18 protein-coding genes, 3 tRNA genes and 1 pseudogene are annotated in these 18,329 nt (G+C 69.3%); 7 read left to right on the top strand and 15 right to left on the bottom strand.

Going from position 1 to position 18,329, the window contains the following annotated elements; translation table 11 throughout:
* Nucleotide 1 precedes the first annotated feature (1 nt).
* Nucleotides 2–1,372 carry an RsmB/NOP family class I SAM-dependent RNA methyltransferase gene (locus tag ASG63_RS13160; RefSeq protein WP_056216800.1) on the bottom strand — a complete coding sequence of 457 codons (1,371 nt, stop codon included), beginning with the start codon at nt 1,370–1,372 and terminating at the stop codon, nt 2–4.
* Nucleotides 1,373–1,455: 83 nt separating this feature from the next.
* Here ASG63_RS13160 and ASG63_RS13155 point away from each other — a divergent pair, with 83 nt between their 5' ends.
* Entirely contained in the window at nt 1,456–1,683 is a 228-nt protein-coding gene (locus ASG63_RS13155; RefSeq protein ID WP_056216798.1) for a DUF1674 domain-containing protein, read from the top strand.
* Between the two features lie 176 nt (nt 1,684–1,859).
* Complete coding sequence (locus ASG63_RS13150) at nt 1,860–2,168, top strand: cupin domain-containing protein (RefSeq protein WP_056216795.1); 309 nt, start codon at nt 1,860–1,862, stop codon at nt 2,166–2,168.
* 117 nt (nt 2,169–2,285) lie between these two features.
* Here the strand turns inward: ASG63_RS13150 and ASG63_RS13145 are convergent, their stop codons facing one another.
* The 3 genes from ASG63_RS13145 to ASG63_RS13135 form a co-directional block, all read right to left on the bottom strand.
* Nucleotides 2,286–2,816: a L,D-transpeptidase gene (locus ASG63_RS13145; protein ID WP_056216792.1), complete on the bottom strand. Its 531-nt coding sequence runs from the start codon at nt 2,814–2,816 to the stop codon at nt 2,286–2,288.
* A 195-nt stretch (nt 2,817–3,011) separates the two neighbouring features.
* Nucleotides 3,012–3,644, bottom strand: a complete 633-nt coding sequence (gene bluB, locus ASG63_RS13140) for a 5,6-dimethylbenzimidazole synthase (RefSeq protein WP_244472608.1) — start codon at nt 3,642–3,644, stop codon at nt 3,012–3,014.
* Between the two features lie 251 nt (nt 3,645–3,895).
* Nucleotides 3,896–4,168, bottom strand: coding sequence for a DUF6894 family protein (locus ASG63_RS13135; protein ID WP_056216785.1), 273 nt, complete (start codon nt 4,166–4,168; stop codon nt 3,896–3,898).
* Nucleotides 4,169–4,593: 425 nt separating this feature from the next.
* Between ASG63_RS13135 and ASG63_RS13130 the strand changes: the two genes are divergently transcribed.
* A complete protein-coding gene (locus tag ASG63_RS13130; protein WP_056216782.1) occupies nt 4,594–4,968 on the top strand; it encodes a DUF2794 domain-containing protein in 375 nt (124 codons plus the stop codon).
* A gap of 104 nt (nt 4,969–5,072) precedes the next feature.
* Here the strand turns inward: ASG63_RS13130 and ASG63_RS13125 are convergent, their stop codons facing one another.
* The 6 genes from ASG63_RS13125 to rpmI form a co-directional block, all read right to left on the bottom strand.
* On the bottom strand, nt 5,073–5,840 hold the full coding sequence (locus ASG63_RS13125; protein ID WP_056216778.1) for a Bax inhibitor-1/YccA family protein: 768 nt from the start codon (nt 5,838–5,840) through the stop codon (nt 5,073–5,075).
* A 346-nt stretch (nt 5,841–6,186) separates the two neighbouring features.
* On the bottom strand, nt 6,187–7,029 hold the full coding sequence (locus ASG63_RS13120) for a DUF1186 domain-containing protein (RefSeq protein ID WP_056216775.1): 843 nt from the start codon (nt 7,027–7,029) through the stop codon (nt 6,187–6,189).
* Between the two features lie 15 nt (nt 7,030–7,044).
* The gene (gene pheT, locus ASG63_RS13115) at nt 7,045–9,468 is read right to left on the bottom strand and encodes a phenylalanine--tRNA ligase subunit beta (RefSeq protein ID WP_056216772.1); all 2,424 of its coding nucleotides are present in this window, start codon (nt 9,466–9,468) and stop codon (nt 7,045–7,047) included.
* A 106-nt stretch (nt 9,469–9,574) separates the two neighbouring features.
* Nucleotides 9,575–10,657, bottom strand: coding sequence for a phenylalanine--tRNA ligase subunit alpha (pheS, locus tag ASG63_RS13110; protein ID WP_056216769.1), 1,083 nt, complete (start codon nt 10,655–10,657; stop codon nt 9,575–9,577).
* A 229-nt stretch (nt 10,658–10,886) separates the two neighbouring features.
* Nucleotides 10,887–11,258 (bottom strand): 50S ribosomal protein L20, encoded by a 372-nt coding sequence (rplT, locus tag ASG63_RS13105; RefSeq protein WP_055955353.1) that lies wholly within the window; start codon nt 11,256–11,258, stop codon nt 10,887–10,889.
* 48 nt (nt 11,259–11,306) lie between these two features.
* Complete coding sequence (gene rpmI / locus ASG63_RS13100) at nt 11,307–11,510, bottom strand: 50S ribosomal protein L35 (RefSeq protein WP_018044555.1); 204 nt, start codon at nt 11,508–11,510, stop codon at nt 11,307–11,309.
* Between the two features lie 293 nt (nt 11,511–11,803).
* Between rpmI and ASG63_RS13095 the strand changes: the two genes are divergently transcribed.
* The 4 genes from ASG63_RS13095 to ASG63_RS13080 all read left to right on the top strand — a co-directional run bounded on the left by ASG63_RS13095 (nt 11,804) and on the right by ASG63_RS13080 (nt 12,927).
* Nucleotides 11,804–11,880: transfer RNA gene (locus ASG63_RS13095), tRNA-Asp, on the top strand.
* Between the two features lie 26 nt (nt 11,881–11,906).
* Nucleotides 11,907–11,983 (top strand) — tRNA-Asp (locus ASG63_RS13090).
* A 76-nt stretch (nt 11,984–12,059) separates the two neighbouring features.
* Nucleotides 12,060–12,275: a hypothetical protein gene (locus ASG63_RS13085; protein WP_056216766.1), complete on the top strand. Its 216-nt coding sequence runs from the start codon at nt 12,060–12,062 to the stop codon at nt 12,273–12,275.
* Between the two features lie 130 nt (nt 12,276–12,405).
* Nucleotides 12,406–12,927, top strand: a complete 522-nt coding sequence (locus ASG63_RS13080; protein ID WP_056216763.1) for a CAP domain-containing protein — start codon at nt 12,406–12,408, stop codon at nt 12,925–12,927.
* 44 nt (nt 12,928–12,971) lie between these two features.
* Here the strand turns inward: ASG63_RS13080 and ASG63_RS13075 are convergent.
* The 5 genes and pseudogenes from ASG63_RS13075 to clpX form a co-directional block, all read right to left on the bottom strand.
* A pseudogene (locus ASG63_RS13075) lies at nt 12,972–13,606 on the bottom strand (Crp/Fnr family transcriptional regulator).
* A gap of 42 nt (nt 13,607–13,648) precedes the next feature.
* Nucleotides 13,649–13,936, bottom strand: a complete 288-nt coding sequence (locus ASG63_RS13070) for a hypothetical protein (protein WP_082487198.1) — start codon at nt 13,934–13,936, stop codon at nt 13,649–13,651.
* A 46-nt stretch (nt 13,937–13,982) separates the two neighbouring features.
* Nucleotides 13,983–14,058 (bottom strand) — tRNA-Val (locus ASG63_RS13065).
* 153 nt (nt 14,059–14,211) lie between these two features.
* Complete coding sequence (gene lon, locus ASG63_RS13060; protein WP_056216760.1) at nt 14,212–16,638, bottom strand: endopeptidase La; 2,427 nt, start codon at nt 16,636–16,638, stop codon at nt 14,212–14,214.
* Between the two features lie 283 nt (nt 16,639–16,921).
* On the bottom strand, nt 16,922–18,193 hold the full coding sequence (gene clpX / locus ASG63_RS13055) for an ATP-dependent Clp protease ATP-binding subunit ClpX (protein ID WP_055955375.1): 1,272 nt from the start codon (nt 18,191–18,193) through the stop codon (nt 16,922–16,924).
* Between the last annotated feature and the right edge of the window lie 136 nt (nt 18,194–18,329).

The following is an 18,329-nucleotide window of genomic DNA, read 5'->3' as shown; positions in this document are numbered from 1 at the left end:
CTCAGGTCTTTCGGCGCAGCCGGCTTGCGAAGAAGCCGTCGAGACCGCCGCTTCGATCCGGTGTGGTGCCGTGGAGGTGGGCGGGTAGGGTCCGCAGGTCGCCGGCGGCATCGATCGGCTCCGACAGGCCACCGAGTTCGGAGGCCTCGACGGGGACCCGCTCGAAATCCGGGTTGCGGGTCAGGAAGGTCGCGACCTGATACTCCCCCTCCTCCCGCTCCAGGGAGCAGGTGCAGTAGACGAGGCGTCCGCCGGGGCGCACCAGGGCGGCGGCCTTGTCGAACAGGCGTTTCTGCAGGCCGATCAGGCGACTGATGTCGCTCTCGGTCTTGGTCCAGGCCACGTCGGGGTGCCGCCGCAGGGTACCGGTGGCCGAGCAGGGCGCATCCAGGAGAACGGCATCGAAGGCCCCGTCGTCAGTCAGTGCCAGGGCATCGCCGACCCGGATCTCCGCCTCCAATCCGAGCCGGGCGAAATTCTGCGACAGGCGCTCCAAACGAGGGCTCGACCGGTCCACGGCGAGCACGGACGCCCCCGCAGCGGCGAGCTGTGCGGTCTTGCCGCCGGGGGCGGCACAGAGATCGGCGACCCGCTCGCCGGGGCGGACGGCGAGGAGCCGGGCCGGCAGGGCCGCGGCGGCGTCCTGCACCCACCACTGGCCCTCGGCATAGCCCGGCAGGTCCGCGACGGCGGCGTGGATGTCGTGCAGGCGCACGCTGCCGGTCGGCAGGGCCACGCCGCCGAGGCGTTCCGCCCATTCGGCCGCCGAACCCCGCACCGTGATGTCGAGGGCCGCGCCCTGGAGATGCGCCGCCGCGATGGCGCGGGCCGTCTCCTCGCCGTAGGCGGCGCGCCAGCGCCGGGCGAGCCAGTCCGGGGTGTTGTCGGCCAGGGGATCGCCGGGATCGGCCACGATCTCGGACCGCTCGCGCACGATCCGGCGCAGGACCGCATTCACGAGGCCGGACAGGTGCTGGAGTTGCGGATCGGCCTTGGCGAGGCGCACGCCGAGGTCGACGGCGGCGTGGTCGGGGACGTTCAGATCGAGGATCTGCACGGCGCCGGTGGCCAGGAGCGCCACGAGGCGTGGCTGGTCCTCGGGCAGCCCCTGCGACATGCGGGCGGCGAGCACCCGGCGGAGGAAGCCGAGGCGCCGGAAGGTCGCGGTGGCGATGGCGCGGGCGAGGCCCGCATCGGCGGCGTCGAGGCCTGCGTTCCGGCTGGCCTGCGCCAGGGCATCCTCGAGGGCGAAGCCGCGGGTCTTGCCGATGAGGTCGGCCACCGCGCTGTGCGCGACCTGACGGGCGGCCAGCCCGGCGACGCCGCGATCGATCGGCGCCGTCGGCGCATCCGTGTTGCGGCGTGTCGCCATGAGTGCCACTTCCTGAAGCATGAGCCCGCGCACGGCGGGCCTCCCTGCGATGCCCTTCCACCCGTGACACCGAGATGCAAGCCATGACCAGCCCGGAACCGACGGAAAACGCTGCGGATGAGGCTCCGGCCGAGGGCCGGGCCCTGACGCCGGAGGCGGCGCGGGCGCTGGCGGAGGCGGCGGAGCGGCGGGCGGCGATCGATGCCCATGCCGCCGCGATCGCGGCGAAGCGGGAGCGACAGGGCCGGGGCGGCCTGGAGCCGGTGCGCTACGACGACTGGGAGATCAAGGGCATCGCCGTCGACTTCTAGACTCTGTCGGGTTCATCCCGAACCTGACGGACCCGCGAGGCCCTTCTCGTCGTTCGTCGTTCCGGGATCACCGGTTTCCACTGATCCCTGACAAACTCCGAGGGCGTTTCGTCGCCGGAACGGCGGCGATCCCCTCCCGTTGTTCCGGCCACGGACACACGCCAAGGAGCACGACGATGGCGATCAAGGTTTCGAGCAAGACTGCAGGCGCGGGTCCGCACGGCGAAGTCGCCCTGGCCCGCGGGCAGGTGGTCGCGATGCGGATGTGGCGCGACGAAGCGCCCAGCGCCGACAAGCCCATGGCCAAGCGCCCCTACGAGACGGTCGGCTACGTGATCGCCGGCCGGGCGGAGCTAATCGTCGAGGGCGAGACGGTGTTGCTCGAGCCCGGCGATTCCTGGCTGGTGCCGGAGGGCGCCGAGCATACCTACCGTATCCTCGAGGCCTTCACGGCCGTCGAAGCGACGGCGCCGCCGGCACGTTAACAACCCCATGGAAGACCCGCGCGGTCGTGTCGAGGTCGCGCGGGTATCCGGTCCGAGAGCCCTGTCTTGCCGTTTGTCTTTTCGGGAGAACCGGTATCCCCGGATCCCCGATGAACGCTAGCGGGTGACGTAGACCTGCGTGCCCACCGAGACGCGTTCGTAGAGGTCGGCGATGTCCTGGTTGTACATCCGGATGCAGCCGTAGGACGCGTAGGTGCCGATCGAGTTCGGCCGGTTGGTGCCGTGAATGGCGTACTCGCCGCCGGCCAGGGTCATCGCCGCGACGCCCATCGGGTTGGAGGGCGAGCCGCCGGCGATGACGGCAGGCAGACGGGGGTTGTCGCGCTTGACCTCCCGCGGCGGCGACCAGGCCGGCTCCACGTACTTGCCGTCGATCTGGGTGGCGCCGCTCCACTGCTTGCCGGGCTTGCCGACCGCGACGGGGTAGCGGATCGCGGTGCCGTCGCCGTTGACGAGGTAGAGCCGGCGCTCGGCGGTGCGCACGATGATCGAGCCCGGCATCACGCCGTCGTGGAAGGCCACGACCTCCCGGGCCTGGGCGGGTGCCCCCAGGAGAGACGCCCCGAGGGCAGCGCCAAGGACCGCCGCAGCCCCTGCGCGAGGGTGAACCGTGCCGTGCCGAACCATGACCTGTCTCTCCGAAAGCGTGACCGTTTGCCCGAGCATCAAGCGCGCAGGCAGGTTCTCGTTCCGGTAAAACGAAGCAGAGGAGCGCGGACAATACGCAGGATTCCGGCAGCGCGGTAAAGCACGGCCCGCGAAATCGCAACAAAGCTCGCGCTTCGCCTTCGGACTTCCTTGACTCTGTCAGGTCCCGGAGGGTCAGCGCTCGATCAGAGGCATTCCGGTGCCCAGGCGCTGCTGCCAGCCATGGCGTACGAGTTCCGGGTCCTCGTGTTCCTCCACGGGAAAGCCGACGCAGAGATAGGCGACGAGGCTCCAGGTGCAGGGCACCTCCAGGATCTCGCAGACCGTGCCGGGCTCGAGGATGGAGACCCAGCCCACGCCGAGGCCATGGGCCCGGGCGGCGAGCCAGAAGGTCTGGACGGCGGTAACCACGGAGTAGCGCAGCATCTCCGGCATGGTCGCGCGCCCAAGGCCATGCCCGGTGGCGGTGGCCTCGTCGCAGAACACCGCGAGATGGACCGGGGCCTCGCGCAGGCCGGCGAGCTTCAGGCGGACATAGGCTTCCCGCTGCTCGGCGGCGTAGGCCTCGGCGGCGGCGGCGTTGCAGCGCTCGAAGCTGGCGAGCACCCGGGCCCGGCGCGCCGGCTCCGCGACCCGCACGAAGCGCCAGGGCTGGCTGTTGCCGACGGACGGACTGAAGCACGCGAGATCGAGGCAGCCGCGCAGCAGCGCCTCGTCCACCGGATCGGTCCGGAACCGGCGCACGTCGCGGCGCCAGGCGAACAGGGTCGCGAGCGTCTGGCGAAACTCGGCATCGAAGCTGACCACGACCCGTCCCCGGCGGTAAATTCACCCCTTCATAGACGGAGTTTCTCCGTGCGGCAGAGTTTTCGCGCAAGTTCTGTCACGCAAGATCTGTCGGGCGAGACCTGCCACACGAGACCTGCCGCACGAGACCTGCCGCACGAGACCTGCCGCACAAGACCTGCCGCACAAGACCTGCCGGGATCCGACGCTCCGGCCGCCTCCTCGGCACCGGCGCCAGGGCGACGAAGCCGCCGCCGGCCGGCATCCGGCCCTCACGGCGTAGGCTCGTCCGGCCGCTCCCCCGGGCTCACCCACGAGCCCGAGAAGGTCAGGGTCGCGGTGTAGACCGCCGCGCTGTCCGTGTTGCGAACGACGACCTTGAAGGCCTGGGCATCGGCCCCGCGCTGGGAGATCGCGTCCCGCGCGATCTCCGGCAAGGCACGCATCGCTTCGCGGCGGACATGGTCCGCGTCGACGCAATCCTGGCCGATCGGATCCGGGACGAACGCGCGGCCGTCGTGAATGTCGAAATAATAGCGCGCCACTCGGGTGCCTCGCTGTCCTCGCCTCGGCTACTTTGTGGAGAAGTGCCTCGCAGGATCGCGGGTTCTGTCGGGTAGATCACCGAGGGACGGGCCCGCGCCGGCATCCGTTCCGCGGGCGCGGGCCAAAAAAAGGGCCGCGCTCCGAAGAGGCGGCCTGAAGTCCTTGGGTCTCGAAACCTCTGGAGTGCCGGTCCCGCCGAATCGGGCGCCGTCCGAAGAGCTGGGGAGCCGTGGAGATCGGACGCCGCGCCGGAACGGGATCGACGAAGTTTCGGCCACAGGTGTTACTCTCCATCAAGGCCGACGCTGGGCCTCATGGCGGCGAAATCGTGGTGATGTGTGTCCGTGCCGAGCGGGAGTCGCCGCCCTTGCCGCGAGGAGGGCCCAGCACCATCATGAGGGACCAGTCCGGGACAGGAGTGACGATGAGCGAGAGAACCGGTGCCGATTCGCGATCGCCCGAGGCCGCCGCCCGGGTCATCCCCTTCCCGACCGCGCCGGTGCAGCCCCAGATCGCCTTCGACCGCGCCGAACTGCGCGTTCTCTTCAACCTCTACGGACGGATGGTGTCGCAGGGCGAGTGGCGCGACTACGCCCTCGATTTCCGGCGCGACAAGGCGGTGTTCTCGATCTACCGGCGCAGCTCCGAGATGCCCCTCTACCGGGTCGAGAAGGACCCCAAGCTCGCCCGGCGCCAGGGCGCCTACGCTGTGGTGGCGGCCTCTGGCCTCGTGATGAAGCGCGGCACCGACCTCGCCCGCGTCCTGGCCGTCCTGGAGCCACCGCTGCGGGCGGTGTGATCGCGCCTGCGTGGCGACCGGGCCCCGGCACTTAGCCCATGAAAAAGGCCCCGGCAGTGTCCCGCCGGGGCCTTTTCGTCATGCCTCCAAGAGACCGGGTTCGCTCAGCGACGGTCGCCGAGGAGCGAGAGCAGCATCTGGAACATGTTGATGAAGTCCAGGTACAGGGTCAGGGCACCGTTCACCGACAGCTTGGCCGCACCCTCGGCATCGGCGCCGCTGTAGAGGAACATCTCCTTGAGCTTCTGCGTGTCGTAGGCGGTGAGGCCCGCGAAGATCAGCACGCCGATCACCGAGATCGCGAACTGAAGCGCCGAAGAAGCGAGGAAGATGTTCACCAGCGAGGCGATGATGAGGCCGATCAGGCCCATGATCAGGAACGAGCCCATGCCCGACAGGCTGCGCTTGGTGCTGTAGCCGTAGAGGCTGAGACCGCCGAAGGTCGCCGCCGTGATGAAGAACACCCGCACCACGCTCGCGCCCGTGAAGACAAGCAGGAGGGAGGACATCGAGGCGCCCATCACCGCCGCAAAGGCGAAGAAGGTCAGGCGCGCCGAGGCCGCGGACATCCGCTCCATCCGCATCGAGAAGATGAAGATGAAGGCGAGCGGCGCCAGCATGACGACCCACTTCAGCGGGCTGGTGTAGAGGAGCTGGCCGAACGGCGTCAGGGCGACGCGGCCGGTCGCCGTCTGCGCGACGGCGGCCATGTTGAGGCCGAGCGCCACGAGACCGGAGATTCCGAGGCCGATGACCATGTTGTTGTAGACGCCGAGCATGAAGGTCCGCAGGCCCTGGTCGATCTCGACCTGGCTGCCGGCGTACCCGGTCGGCTGGGCGCCATACCGGAAGGGGCTGTTATCGAATGCCATGGGAGTTTCCCTTGGAAGCTCTCTCAGCGTGTGATTTCGGAATGAGGCTCACGCACAGGACCTCTTGGCGCCAAGCGACGCCTCAGGGCGAAATATGTTCGGTCACGCTGCCCCGCACAAGGGCCGGCCCAGGCTGAAACGCCGGAATCGCACCGGGCTATGCTGGTATTTTGTTCGATCCGGCAGGGATTAAAAAGGGGCCTGACCATGCGAGCATTGCGCGGGCCCGGGATTAACCAAGGTGGATTTCCGGGTTCCGTCCTTGCACCGAACCGGATCGCAGCGGCGCGCCCGCGTGGTCGCGGGGCACCCGGCGGAGCGGCGCCATTCGCCCCGCGAGCCCCCGTCAGGCGACGGCCTTGTCGAGGCAGCATTTCTTGAACTTCTTGCCGCTGCCGCAGGGGCACGGGTCGTTGCGGCCGACGTGCTTCAGGGGATTGCGCACCGGCTGGCCGAAGCCCTCCGCCGTCCAGGCGAGGTCCGCCAGGGGGTCTTCGAGGGGGCCGAAGCGCAGGGGATCGAAGCGGCCGAGGTCGTCGCCCTCCGCCTCCGCCTCGCGCAGGGCCCTGGGGAACCAGGTCGGGTCGCTGTTCGACTGGGTGAGCCGCCCGTCCCGACGGGCGGCGAGGACGCGTCCCCCCAGGTCGCGCAGGCCCAGGAGGGCGATCGCCTCCTCCCAGCCGGCCCAGGCGAGGTCGCCCTCGACGGCGGCCCGCTTGTCGTCGAAGCGGACCAGGAGGTCGTGGGTCTCCTGCGGCGGGATGCGGCCGGTCTGGGTCAGGTAGGCCAGGGCGGCGAAGGCCTCGTTCCGCACGGCGTCGTCGACGGTGCTGTCGACCAGCAGGGCGCCGAGGGGAGCCGCGTCCCCGTCGAAGACGCTGACGAGGATCCGGGTCAGGGTCGTCGTCACCGCGTCGCCGAGGAGGATGTCGAGGGTCTCGCCGTCCAGGGCCAGCAGCCGGATCAGCGGTCGGTAGACCCGGCTGTCCCGGGCCGCGGCGAGGACGTGCAGGCCCCAGAACAGGAGGTCGGCCTCGGCCTCCTCCAGGTCCGGCTCCCGGGCGGCCCGATCGAGGACCGCGAGCACCGCGTCGGCGATGCGATCCGGCTCCGCCAGGGCCGCGCGCATCTCGGGCGCCGGGAGGTACTTGGCGGCCGAGAGGGCGGCGACGAGGTCCGCATCGAGCATGGGTGGTCTCTCCTGTCAGGAGCGAAGGGTCGCCCCGGTCTTGCGCGCGACCTCGGCGACGATCCGGGCGCTGACGGCCTCGATCTCCGCATCGGTGAGGGTTCGGTCCACCGGCTGAAGGCGGACCGCGATCGCCACCGACTTCGCGCCCTCCGGAATGCCGACGCCCTCGTAGAGGTCGAACACGTCGATGCCGGCGATGAGCTTGCGCTCGGCGGCCTGCGCGGCCTTGACCACGTCCCCGGCCGCCACGTCGCGGCCGACCACGAATGCGAAGTCGCGGGAGATCGGCTGGAAGTCCGACAGGGCCAGCGCCGGCTTGACCTTGGTGGGACGGTATTTCGGCAGGGGCACCGCGTCGAGGGTGATCTCGAAGGCGACGAGCTGGCCCTTGAGGTCGAGGGCCTTCATCACGCGGGGATGGACCTCGCCGAAGAACCCGACCGGGTTCTTGGGGCCGAACTGCAGGGTGCCGGAACGGCCGGGATGCAGCCAGTCCGGGCTGCCGGCCACGACCTGCAGGCCGCCGGTGGGAATGCCGAAGGCGGCGAGCAGGGCCAGGGCGTCGGCCTTGGCGTCGAAGGCATCGACGCCGTCGGTGCGTCCGTCCCAGTGCCGGCCCGCGCCCGCCTGGGTGGCGGTGCCGCGGCGGATGGCGGCGGCCCGGATGGTCTGCCCCTCCGGCTGATCGGTGGCGAAGCACTGGCCGACCTCGAGCAGGGCGACGTCCGGGCTGCCGCGGTCGGCGTTGCGCTGGGCGGCGCGCAGCAGGCCGGGCACGAGGCTCGGGCGCATGTCGGAGAGATCGGCCGCGATCGGGTTGGCCAGGGCGAGGTCGGCGCCCCCGCCGCCGAACAGGATCGCGTCGTCGTGCGGAATGAACGACCAGGTCACGGCCTCGACGAGGCCGCGGCTGGCCAGCGCCCGCTTGGCGAGGCGCGTGCGCTTCTGCAACACGGTCAGCACCGGCTTGCCCACCGCCGCCTCGATGCGCGGCAGGGGCTTGGGCTCGATGCGGTCGAGGCCGGCGATGCGGATGATCTCCTCGACGAGATCGGCCTTGCCCTCGACGTCCGGCCGCCAGGAGGGGGTGAGCACCTTCACCCGGTCGCCCGAGCCGGCGACGTGGAAGCCGAGGGCCTCCAGCGTGACCTTCATCTCGGCTCGGGAGAGCTCGATCCCGGCGAGACGCCGGGTCTCGGTCCAGGGGAAGTCGATGACGCGCTCGGTCTGGGGCGGCTCGCCCATGATCACGGGCTGGCTCGGGCTGCCGCCGCAGATCTCCAGGAGCAGGCGGGTGGCGAGGTCGAGGCCCGGCAGGGTGAAGGCCGGATCGACGCCGCGCTCGAAGCGGTAGCGGGCGTCGGTGATGATTCCGAGGCGGCGGCCGGACTGGGCGATGTTCACCGGGTCCCACAGGGCCGATTCGATGAGCACGTCGGTGGTCCCGTCGTCGCAGCCGGAGGCCTCGCCGCCGATGATGCCGCCGATGGACTCGACGCCCTTGTCGTCGGCGATGACGACGGTGTCGCCGGTCAGCGCGTAGGTCTTGCCGTCGAGGGCCTTCAGGGTCTCGCCGTCGCGGGCGCGGCGGACCACGAGGCCGCCCGCCACCTTGGCGGCGTCGAAGACGTGGAGGGGCCGGCCGCGGTCGAAGGTCAGGTAGTTGGTGATGTCCACGAGCGCGTTGATCGGGCGCAGGCCGAGCGCTCGCAGGCGCGCCTGCATCCAGTCCGGCGAGGGGCCGTTCTTGACGCCGCGCACGAGGCGCAGGGTGAAGTAGGGGCAGAGGCCCGCGTCGGGCGCCGCGAAATCGAGGGTGACGGGCACCGGGCAGGCGCCCTCCCCGCGCACCGGCGGCTGGGGCGGGCGCTTGAGATCGCCGAGGCCGGTCGCCGCGAGGTCGCGGGCGATGCCGTGGATGGCGGTGCAGTCGGGCCGGTTCGGGGTGAGGTTGATCTCCACCACCGGGTCGTCGAGCTTGGCGTAAAGGGCGTAGGGCTGGCCCGTGGGCGCATCCGCGGGCAGGTCGAGGATGCCGCTGGCCTCGTCGCCGAGGCCGAGCTCGGCGCCCGAGCACAGCATGCCGAGGCTCTCGACGCCCCGGATGGTGCCCACCGCCAGGGTCTTGTCGAGGCCGGGCACGTAGGTGCCCGGGGGGGCGAACACCGTCTTCATCCCGGCGCGGGCGTTGGGCGCGCCGCACACCACCTGCACGGGCTGTCCGGTGCCGGCCTCCACCGTGCAGACGCGCAGGCGGTCCGCGTTCGGGTGCGGCTCGGCGGTGAGCACGTGGGCGATCACGAAAGACTTCAGGCTGGCGGCCTTGTCCTCAATGCCTTCGACCTCGAGCCCGATCCGCGTCAGGGTCTCGGCCACGGTGTCGAGGGACGCCTCGGTGTCGAGGTGATCCTTGAGCCAGGAGAGGGTGAGTTTCATCGCTTGAATCCCCTGGCGTCCGAGGCTCCCAGGTGGGCGGGATGCCGGCGCCGAACAGGAAAGAAAAGGTCTCGTCCGGCCGGGGCCGGCGCGCGAAAGCCGGGGATCAGCCCGTCAGCCCGGCCACCAGGCTCGGGATGTCGAGGGGCCGGAAGCCGTAATGGTCGAGCCAGCGCACGTCCGCCTCGAAGAAGGGGCGCAGGTCCGGCATCCCGTACTTCAGCATCGCGATCCGGTCGATGCCGACGCCGAAGGCGAAGCCCTGGACGCTGTCGGGATCGAGGCCGCAATTGCGCAGCACGTTGGGGTGGACCATGCCGCAGCCGAGGATCTCGAGCCAGTCCGTGCCCTCGCCGAAACGGATCTCGCCGCCCTTGCGCGAGCACTGGATGTCCACCTCCGCGGAGGGCTCGGTGAAGGGGAAGAACGACGGGCGGAAGCGCATCTTCACCGCCTCGACCTCGAAGAAGGTGCGGCAGAACTCCTCCAGCACCCATTTCAGGTTGGCGATGTTGGCCGCCTTGTCGATCACCAGCCCCTCGACCTGATGGAACATCGGCGTGTGGGTCTGGTCGGAATCGTGCCGATAGGTCCGTCCCGGGCAGATCACCCGGATCGGCGGCTGCTGCGACCGCATGGTCCGGATCTGCACCGGCGAGGTGTGGGTGCGCAGGACCTTGCGCTGGCCGTTGCGGTCGGGGGCCAGGAAGAAGGTGTCGTGCATCTCTCGCGCCGGGTGGCCGGGCGGGAAGTTGAGGGCGGTGAAGTTGTAGTCGTCGGTCTCGATGTCGGGCCCTTCCGCCACCGAGAAGCCCATGTCGGCGAAGATCGCCGTGATCTCGTCCATGACCTGGCTGATCGGGTGGACGCGGCCGCGCACCTCCGGCGCCTCGCGCACCGGCAGGGTCACGTCGATGCGCTCGGCCGCGAGGCGGGCGGCGAGGGCCGCTTCCGCCAGGGCGTCCCGCCGGGCCGTGAGCGCGCCCTGCACCCGGTCGCGCAGGCCGTTGATGAGGGGGCCGCGCGCCTTGCGCTCGTCGGGGGTCATCGCCCCGAGGGTCTTCAGGAGTTCGGAGACCGACCCCTTCTTGCCGAGCGCCGCGACGCGCACGGCGTCGAGGGCGGCCTCGTCGGCGGCGTCCGCGACCTGACGGAGCAGGTCGCCTTCGAGGGTGTCGAGATCGGTCATCGGTTCCACTCACCGGCTGCGGCGCCGCCCCTCGCGGGACCGGGCGGGCTCGATCGGCATCGGGGCGAGGGTTTTCCCGGTCCCCGGCCGCAACGCAAGCGGCAGGGGGCCAAAAACCCCGGATCGTCGGGCACAAAGACGAAAGGCGCGGCTCCCCGGGGGCGCCGCGCCTTTCGTGAAGAAGAGCGCCCGGCTTGGGCGAGCCGGGCTCGCCTCAGGCGGCCTTAACTCAAGCGGCCTTGGCTGCCGGGAGGGCGGCCTTGGCCAGCTCGACCACGGCGGCGAAGGAGGCGGGCTCGTGGATGGCGAGCTCCGAGAGGGCCTTGCGGTCCACCTCGATGCCGGACTTCGACAGGCCGTTGATGAAGCGCGAATAGGTCAGGCCATGCTCACGGACCGCGGCGTTGAGGCGCTGGATCCAGAGGGCACGGAACGTGCGCTTCTTGTTCTTCCGATCGCGGTAGGCATACTGCATGCCCTTCTCAACCGCCTGCTTGGCGATCCGGATCGTGTTCTTGCGGCGGCCGTAATAACCACGGGCGGCCTTGAGGACTTTCTTGTGCTTCGCGTGACTGGTCACGCCGCGTTTGACGCGGGCCATGGGAGTTCTCCTGGATTACGAAAAAAGCAGTGTCGGCGTCGTGAAGGCTTACCGGCTGTTGGGCAGGAAGTACTTCTTCACGTTGGCAGCATCGCCCTCGAACAGGGTGGTGGTGCCGCGCAGGTTGCGGATCTGCTTCGTCGTCCGCTTGATCATCCCGTGGCGCTTGCCGGCCTGGGCATACATGACCTTGCCAGTGCCGGTGATCTTGAAGCGCTTCTTCGCGCCCGACTTGGTTTTCAGCTTGGGCATTTGGCTCTCCTGAACGCGCAGCGGCTCCGATCCGGCTGGATCGAAGAGATGCGCTCGGTTGATGCTTCTGATGGAGCAGCACGAACCGCCACGGCAGCCCGATCGGCCGGGCGGTTCAACGCGAGGGGGCTATGACAGAAAAGCGACGCGGATTCAATGCCGACTCTCGGGGCTCCATCGCGCGACCGAGGCGGGACCGGAAATTCCCGGCCGAATGCGCTCGGGGATTGCTTGACAGCCCCGGGCGCTGAACCTACACCCCCGACACCGCCGGAAACGGGGCGGGACGTCAAGCGGGCGTAGCTCAGTCGGTTAGAGTGCCGGCCTGTCACGCCGGAGGTCGCGGGTTCGAGTCCCGTCGCCCGCGCCACGTCACTTCTTCACCGAATATTGGATGCGGGCGTAGCTCAGTCGGTTAGAGTGCCGGCCTGTCACGCCGGAGGTCGCGGGTTCGAGTCCCGTCGCCCGCGCCATCGCGTTCCGCACGCACCATCTCGTCTTCTCCCCGCCGCGCCCTACCCTTCCCGAGGATTCTTCGGGGGGCGACGGATGTCGGGTGTCTTCTTCCTCTACTTCACCGTCTGCCTCGCCCGCGCGCCCGATACCTGCGAGTCGCGCAGGCTCGCCCTCGACGTAGACGACGCCCCGGCCTGCCTGCACGTGGCGCAGCCGCAGCTGGCGCAGTGGATCGGCAGCCATCCCGAATTCCGCATCACCGCCTGGCGCTGCGGTGCGCCGCCCCGCGATCGCGGCACGCGGATCTGACTTTGCCCCGTGACCAGGGAGACACAGGCGCCCCTCCGGCGCGCGAACCCGTGCGGACCGCCGCGTTTTCGCCGCATGGAATGCGGAGGCGAAGGGCCGACAGGCCCATTCCCGAGATCCGTCCGCACCGATGCGCTTTCCCCGTCCCGCCCCTCCGCGCCCGCCGCTCCGCCTCGGCGCGGGCGCCCTCGGCCTCGCCGTCCTGCTGGCACTGGCCGGTTGCGGTGCCCCCACCCTCCTCGCCCCCGACCAGCCCACCAGCCTCGTCATCCTGGACGAGCAGGCGGCCGCCGCCGCGATCTCGCGCTACCGGGCGCAGCACGGCCTCGGCCCGGTGGTGATCGATTCGAGCCTGATCCGGGCCGCCTCGTACCAGGCGGCCTCCAACGCGAAGGCCGGCCGCCTCAGCCACGAGATCGGCGGCACCTTCGATTCCCGCATGGCCCAGGCCGGCTTCGGTCGGAGTTACGCCGCGGAGAACCTCAGCGCCGGCTCGGCCACCTTCGACGAGGTGCTGGCCCGCTGGAAGGCCTCGAGCGAGCACAACAAGAACATGCTGATCCCGCAGCTCCGGCGCATCGGCATCGCCCGCGTCGACGCGCCGGGCACCCGTTACAAGCGCTACTGGGCCCTGGTGATGGCCGGCGGCTGAGACGTTGCGCACGGGCCTTCGCGGCCGGTGGCGCGGTGCCCCCTTCAGAGCGCCCCGGTCCGCGTCGCGGGTCCCGCCGCCTCGTGGGGCTGGGCGCGCGCCTGCGCGCCCTGGATCAGGCGCTCGCTGGTGAGCTTCAGGAAGGAGAAGCGAAATTCCGGGTTCTGGTCGTAGAGCTGCTTGACCTCCAAATCGGAGATCCGCAGGGCCTGCCCCGCCTCGACGCAGACCAGCGAGGCGGTCCGGGTGTTGCCCGGCGAGAGCAATCCGAGCTCGCCGACGACCCCGCCGGCCCGCACCGCGATCCCGTATTCCGGAAGCGACCGCTCTCCACGTCGAACATCTCGCCCGCGTCATCGCCGTGGCGGAAGACGGTCCGCCCCGCCCGGAAGCGGACCGCGCGGCCGAAGGGCCGGCGCCAGTCGAGGGAGAGGTCGCCCTCGGCCGCCGCCTCCCCCTGGCGCACGAGGCGCACCATCTGCCAGAGCCGATAGGCGTTGAGGGGGATCTGGATCGCCTCGGTGAGGACCACCGGTCAGCTCCCGATCAGCAGGCCCTAGGTGATGACGGCCACGCTGGCGACGAGGGCGATGATCCGCAGCGGGATCATGGTGGTCATCGCCGAGGCCGTGATGGTGAGAGCCGTGCCGGAATACCCGATGGCCTCGACCCCATCGATGCCGACCCCGGTCATCGCAGGGTTCCGGCCGATCGCGCCCTCTCAGCCCCGCCCATCGTCGGCATCCGCCTCAGCGAGACCATCCTGCAGGGAGCGGATGATGGTCCGCATCTCCGGCACCATGGCGATCGCCTTGGCGATGCGCTGCGCCTCCTCCCGGGTCATCGCGCCCGTGGCCGCATGGGCACCGGCCTCCTCCGAAAAGTAGGTCCAGGCCACGGCCAAGCCCTCTCCGTCCTCGACGCAGAAGCTTCCGTCCCGCTCGACCACGATCCAGGGCGGCGGGAATCCCCGGGCCGGCCTCGCGTGGATCTCGGCATCGTCCGCCACGGGACACCTCAGCGTTGGGGCAGGGTCGCGATCGCCGCGTTGCGACTGGTGGGCGGTGACGGGCTCGAACCGCCGACCCTCTCCGTGTAAAGGAGACGCTCTACCAACTGAGCTAACCGCCCGGAGCGCCGGCCTTCGTCGCGCGGCGCGACGGCTTCGTAGCGGACGCGCGGGCGGGCGCGCAACCCCCTCCCCCGGCGGCCCTTGGGTCTGGGCATGAAAAAGGCCCCGGCATGCCTGCCGGGGCCTCGTTTCGGGTCAGAGTTGCATCGACCTCAGTGGGCGATGACCGTCGCGGAATCGTCGTCGGCGATGACCGGGCGGACCTTCGGGGCCGGCTCTTCCCATTCGATCGCCTCCGGGACCCGAACCAGAGCGTGCTGGAGCACCTGGTCCATCCGCGAGACCGGGATGATCTCCATCCCGTTCTTCACGCTGTCGGGCACCTCGGCGATGTCCTTGGCGTTCTCCTCGGGGATGAGGACCGTCTTGATGCCGCCACGGAGCGCCGCGAGCAGCTTCTCCTTCAGGCCGCCGATGGGGAGCACGCGGCCCCGCAGGGTGACCTCGCCCGTCATCGCCACGTCGCGGCGCACCGGGATGCCCGTCAGCGTCGAGATGATCGCGGTGGCCATGCCGATGCCGGCGGACGGACCGTCCTTCGGGGTCGCCCCCTCGGGAACGTGGACGTGGATGTCCCGGCGGTCGAACAGCGGCGGCTCGATGCCGAAGTCGACGGCCCGCGAGCGGACGTAGCTCGCCGCGGCGGAGATCGACTCCTTCATCACGTCGCGCAGGTTGCCCGTCACCGTCATCTTGCCCTTGCCGGGCATCATGACGCCCTCGATCGTCAGCAACTCGCCGCCGACCTCGGTCCAGGCCAGACCCGTGACCACGCCAACCTGATCCTCCTCGTCGATCTCGCCGTAGCGGAACTTCGGCGGGCCGAGGAAGACCGGCAGGTTCTCCTCGGTGACGGCGACAGCCTTCACCTTGGTGATGAGGATCTCCTTCACCGCCTTACGGATCAGGTTGGAGATCTCACGCTCCAGGTTGCGGACGCCCGCCTCCCGCGTATAGCGGCGGATGAGCATCAACAGGCCGGAATCGTCGACCTGCCACTCCTTGGCGTCGAGACCGTGCTTCTTCACGGCGCCCGGGATCAGATGCTTGCGCGCGATCTCGAGCTTCTCTTCCTCGGTGTAGCCGGCGATGCGGATCACCTCCATGCGGTCCATCAGGGGCGCCGGGATGTTCAGCGTGTTGGCGGTGGTGACGAACATCACGTTCGAGAGGTCGTAATCCACCTCCAGATAGTGGTCGTTGAACGTGGCGTTTTGCTCCGGGTCGAGGACCTCCAGCAGGGCGGCCGACGGGTCGCCCCGGAAGTCCATACCCATCTTGTCGATCTCGTCGAGCAGGATGAGCGGGTTGGAGGTCTTCGCCTTGCGCATCGACTGGACGATCTTGCCGGGCATCGACCCGATATAGGTCCGGCGGTGACCGCGGATCTCGGCCTCGTCGCGCACGCCGCCCAGCGACATGCGCACGAACTCACGGCCCGTCGCCTTGGCGATGGACTTGCCCAGCGAGGTCTTGCCGACGCCGGGAGGACCGACGAGGCACAGGATCGGACCCGTGAGCTTGTTCGCCCGCTGCTGCACGGCGAGGTACTCGACGATCCGCTCCTTCACCTTGTCGAGGCCGAAATGGTCCTCGTCGAGCATGACCTGGGCGCCGAGGAGATCTTTCTTGATCTTCGAGCGCTTGCCCCACGGGATGCCGAGCATCCAGTCGAGGTAGTTGCGCACCACGGTCGCCTCGGCCGACATCGGCGACATCTGGCGCAGCTTCTTGAGCTCCGCCACCGCCTTGTCGCGGGCTTCCTTGGTGAACTTGGTCTTCTCGATCTTCTCCTCGAGCTCGGCCAGCTCGTCCTTGCCGTCCTCGGAGTCGCCCAGCTCCTTCTGGATCGCCTTCATCTGCTCGTTGAGGTAGTACTCGCGCTGGGTCTTCTCCATCTGCCGCTTGACGCGGGTCCGGATGCGCTTCTCCACCTGAAGCACGGAGATCTCGCTTTCCATCAGCGACAGCACGCGCTCAAGGCGCTGCGCCACCGTGGGAATCTCCAGGATCGCCTGCTTGTCGGCGATCTTGACGGCGAGGTGCGAGCCCACGGTGTCGGCGAGCTTCGAGGGCTCGTCGATCTGGGTCACCGCGGAGACGACCTCGGGCGAGATCTTCTTGTTGAGCTTCACATAATTCTCGAACTCGGCGATGACCGAGCGCGCCAGGGCCTCCGCCTCGACGCTGTCGCCGAGCTCGTCGGTGAGGGTCTCGGCCTCGGCCTCGTAGTAGGTGTCGGACTTGGTGAAGCGGGCGATCTTGGCGCGGCCGGCGCCTTCGACCAGCACCTTCACGGTGCCGTCGGGCAGCTTCAAGAGCTGCAGCACGCTGGCGAGCGTGCCGATCTTGTAGATGGCGTCCGTCGAGGGATCGTCCTCGCTGGCATTGATCTGCGTCGCCAGCAGGATGTGCCGGTCGGTGCGGACCGCCTCCTCGAGGGCGCGGATCGACTTCTCGCGGCCGACGAAGAGCGGGACGATGATGTGGGGGAACACGACGATGTCGCGCAAGGGGAGGACGGCATAGGAGCCCGTCGAGCCCGGAACGACCGGCTGGCGCGATTTCGATTGAGTCATATCGGACTTCCTCATGATGGACGCCGGGCAGTCACTCCTCCCAGGGAGCAAGCATCCTGCCAGGGGCCGACCGGGCCGCGAGGGGGTCGGAAGTGTCTTAAGGGACGGTCTTGGAAGACAGTCTGGAAAACGGTCTTGGACGGTGCGGCTGGTGGCGGGACACCGCACCTCAGGGGGTGAGCGTACGGCCGTCGCGCTGAGGCTTCAGATGGAAATCGGGGCGGATGGTTTCAAGCATCCGCCCCGAGGCTCGACCCAGACCTGACGAGACCCGCGCGGGGCCTCAGGCGCTGACGCTGGCCGGGGCTTCCTTGTTGCGGTCGCCGTGGATGTAGAGCGGCCTGGCCTTGCCCTCGACCACCTCGGGGCCGATCACGACCTGCTCGACGGACTCGAGGCCCGGCAGGTCGTACATCGTCTCCAGGAGGATTGTCTCCAGGATGGAGCGCAGGCCGCGGGCGCCGGTCTTCCGCTCGATCGCTTTGCGGGCGACCATGGAGAGCGCCTCCTCCTGGAAGGTCAGGTCGACATTCTCCATCTCGAACAGGCGCTGGTACTGCTTGACCAGGGCGTTCTTCGGCTCCTGCAGGATGCGCTTCAGGGCGGTCTCGTCGAGGTCCTCCAGGGTCGCCAGCACGGGCAGGCGGCCGACGAACTCGGGGATGAGGCCGAACTTCAGCAGGTCCTCGGGCTCCACGTTGCGGAAGATCTCGCCGGTGCGGCGGTCGTCCGGGGCCTGCACGGTCGCGCCGAAGCCGATCGAGGTCCCCTTGCCGCGGGCCGAGATGATCCGCTCGAGGCCCGCGAAGGCGCCGCCGCAGATGAACAGGATGTTGGTGGTGTCGACCTGCAGGAATTCCTGCTGCGGGTGCTTGCGGCCGCCCTGCGGAGGCACGGAGGCGACGGTGCCTTCCATGATCTTCAGCAGCGCCTGCTGCACGCCCTCGCCCGAGACGTCGCGGGTGATCGACGGGTTATCCGACTTGCGCGAGATCTTGTCGATCTCGTCGATGTAGACGATGCCGCGCTGCGCCCGCTCGACGTTGTAGTCGGAGGCCTGGAGCAGCTTCAGGATGATGTTCTCGACGTCCTCGCCGACGTAGCCGGCCTCCGTCAGGGTCGTGGCGTCCGCCATGGTGAACGGCACGTCGAGGATGCGGGCCAGGGTCTGGGCCAGCAGCGTCTTGCCCGAGCCGGTCGGCCCGATCAGCATGATGTTCGACTTCGCCAGCTCGACGTCGTTGTGCTTCGAAGCGTGGGCGAGGCGCTTGTAGTGGTTGTGGACCGCGACCGAGAGGACCTTCTTCGCGAAATCCTGACCGATGACGTAGTCATCGAGGACGCGGCGGATTTCCTTCGGGGTCGGCACCCCATCGCGCGACTTCACCAGGGAGGATTTCGACTCCTCGCGGATGATGTCCATGCACAGTTCGACACACTCGTCGCAGATGAACACCGTCGGGCCCGCGATCAGCTTGCGGACCTCGTGCTGGCTCTTGCCGCAAAACGAGCAGTACAGCGTGCTCTTCGAGTCGTTGCCGCCAGTCTTGCTCATATCGGTCTCCGTTCGCGGGCATGGCGCCGGTCCGGGGCGCACACGCATCCTTCGAATTTAATGGCGTCCGCCTAAAGAAACAGTCACCTGCGCGCATCTGCCGACTTCGATCAGACTGGCGATGCAAGCACGCGAC

Source organism: Methylobacterium sp. Leaf94, from assembly GCF_001426045.1.
Classification (GTDB): Bacteria; Pseudomonadota; Alphaproteobacteria; order Rhizobiales; family Beijerinckiaceae; genus Methylobacterium.
This window is presented reverse-complemented; position numbering and strand designations above follow the sequence as displayed.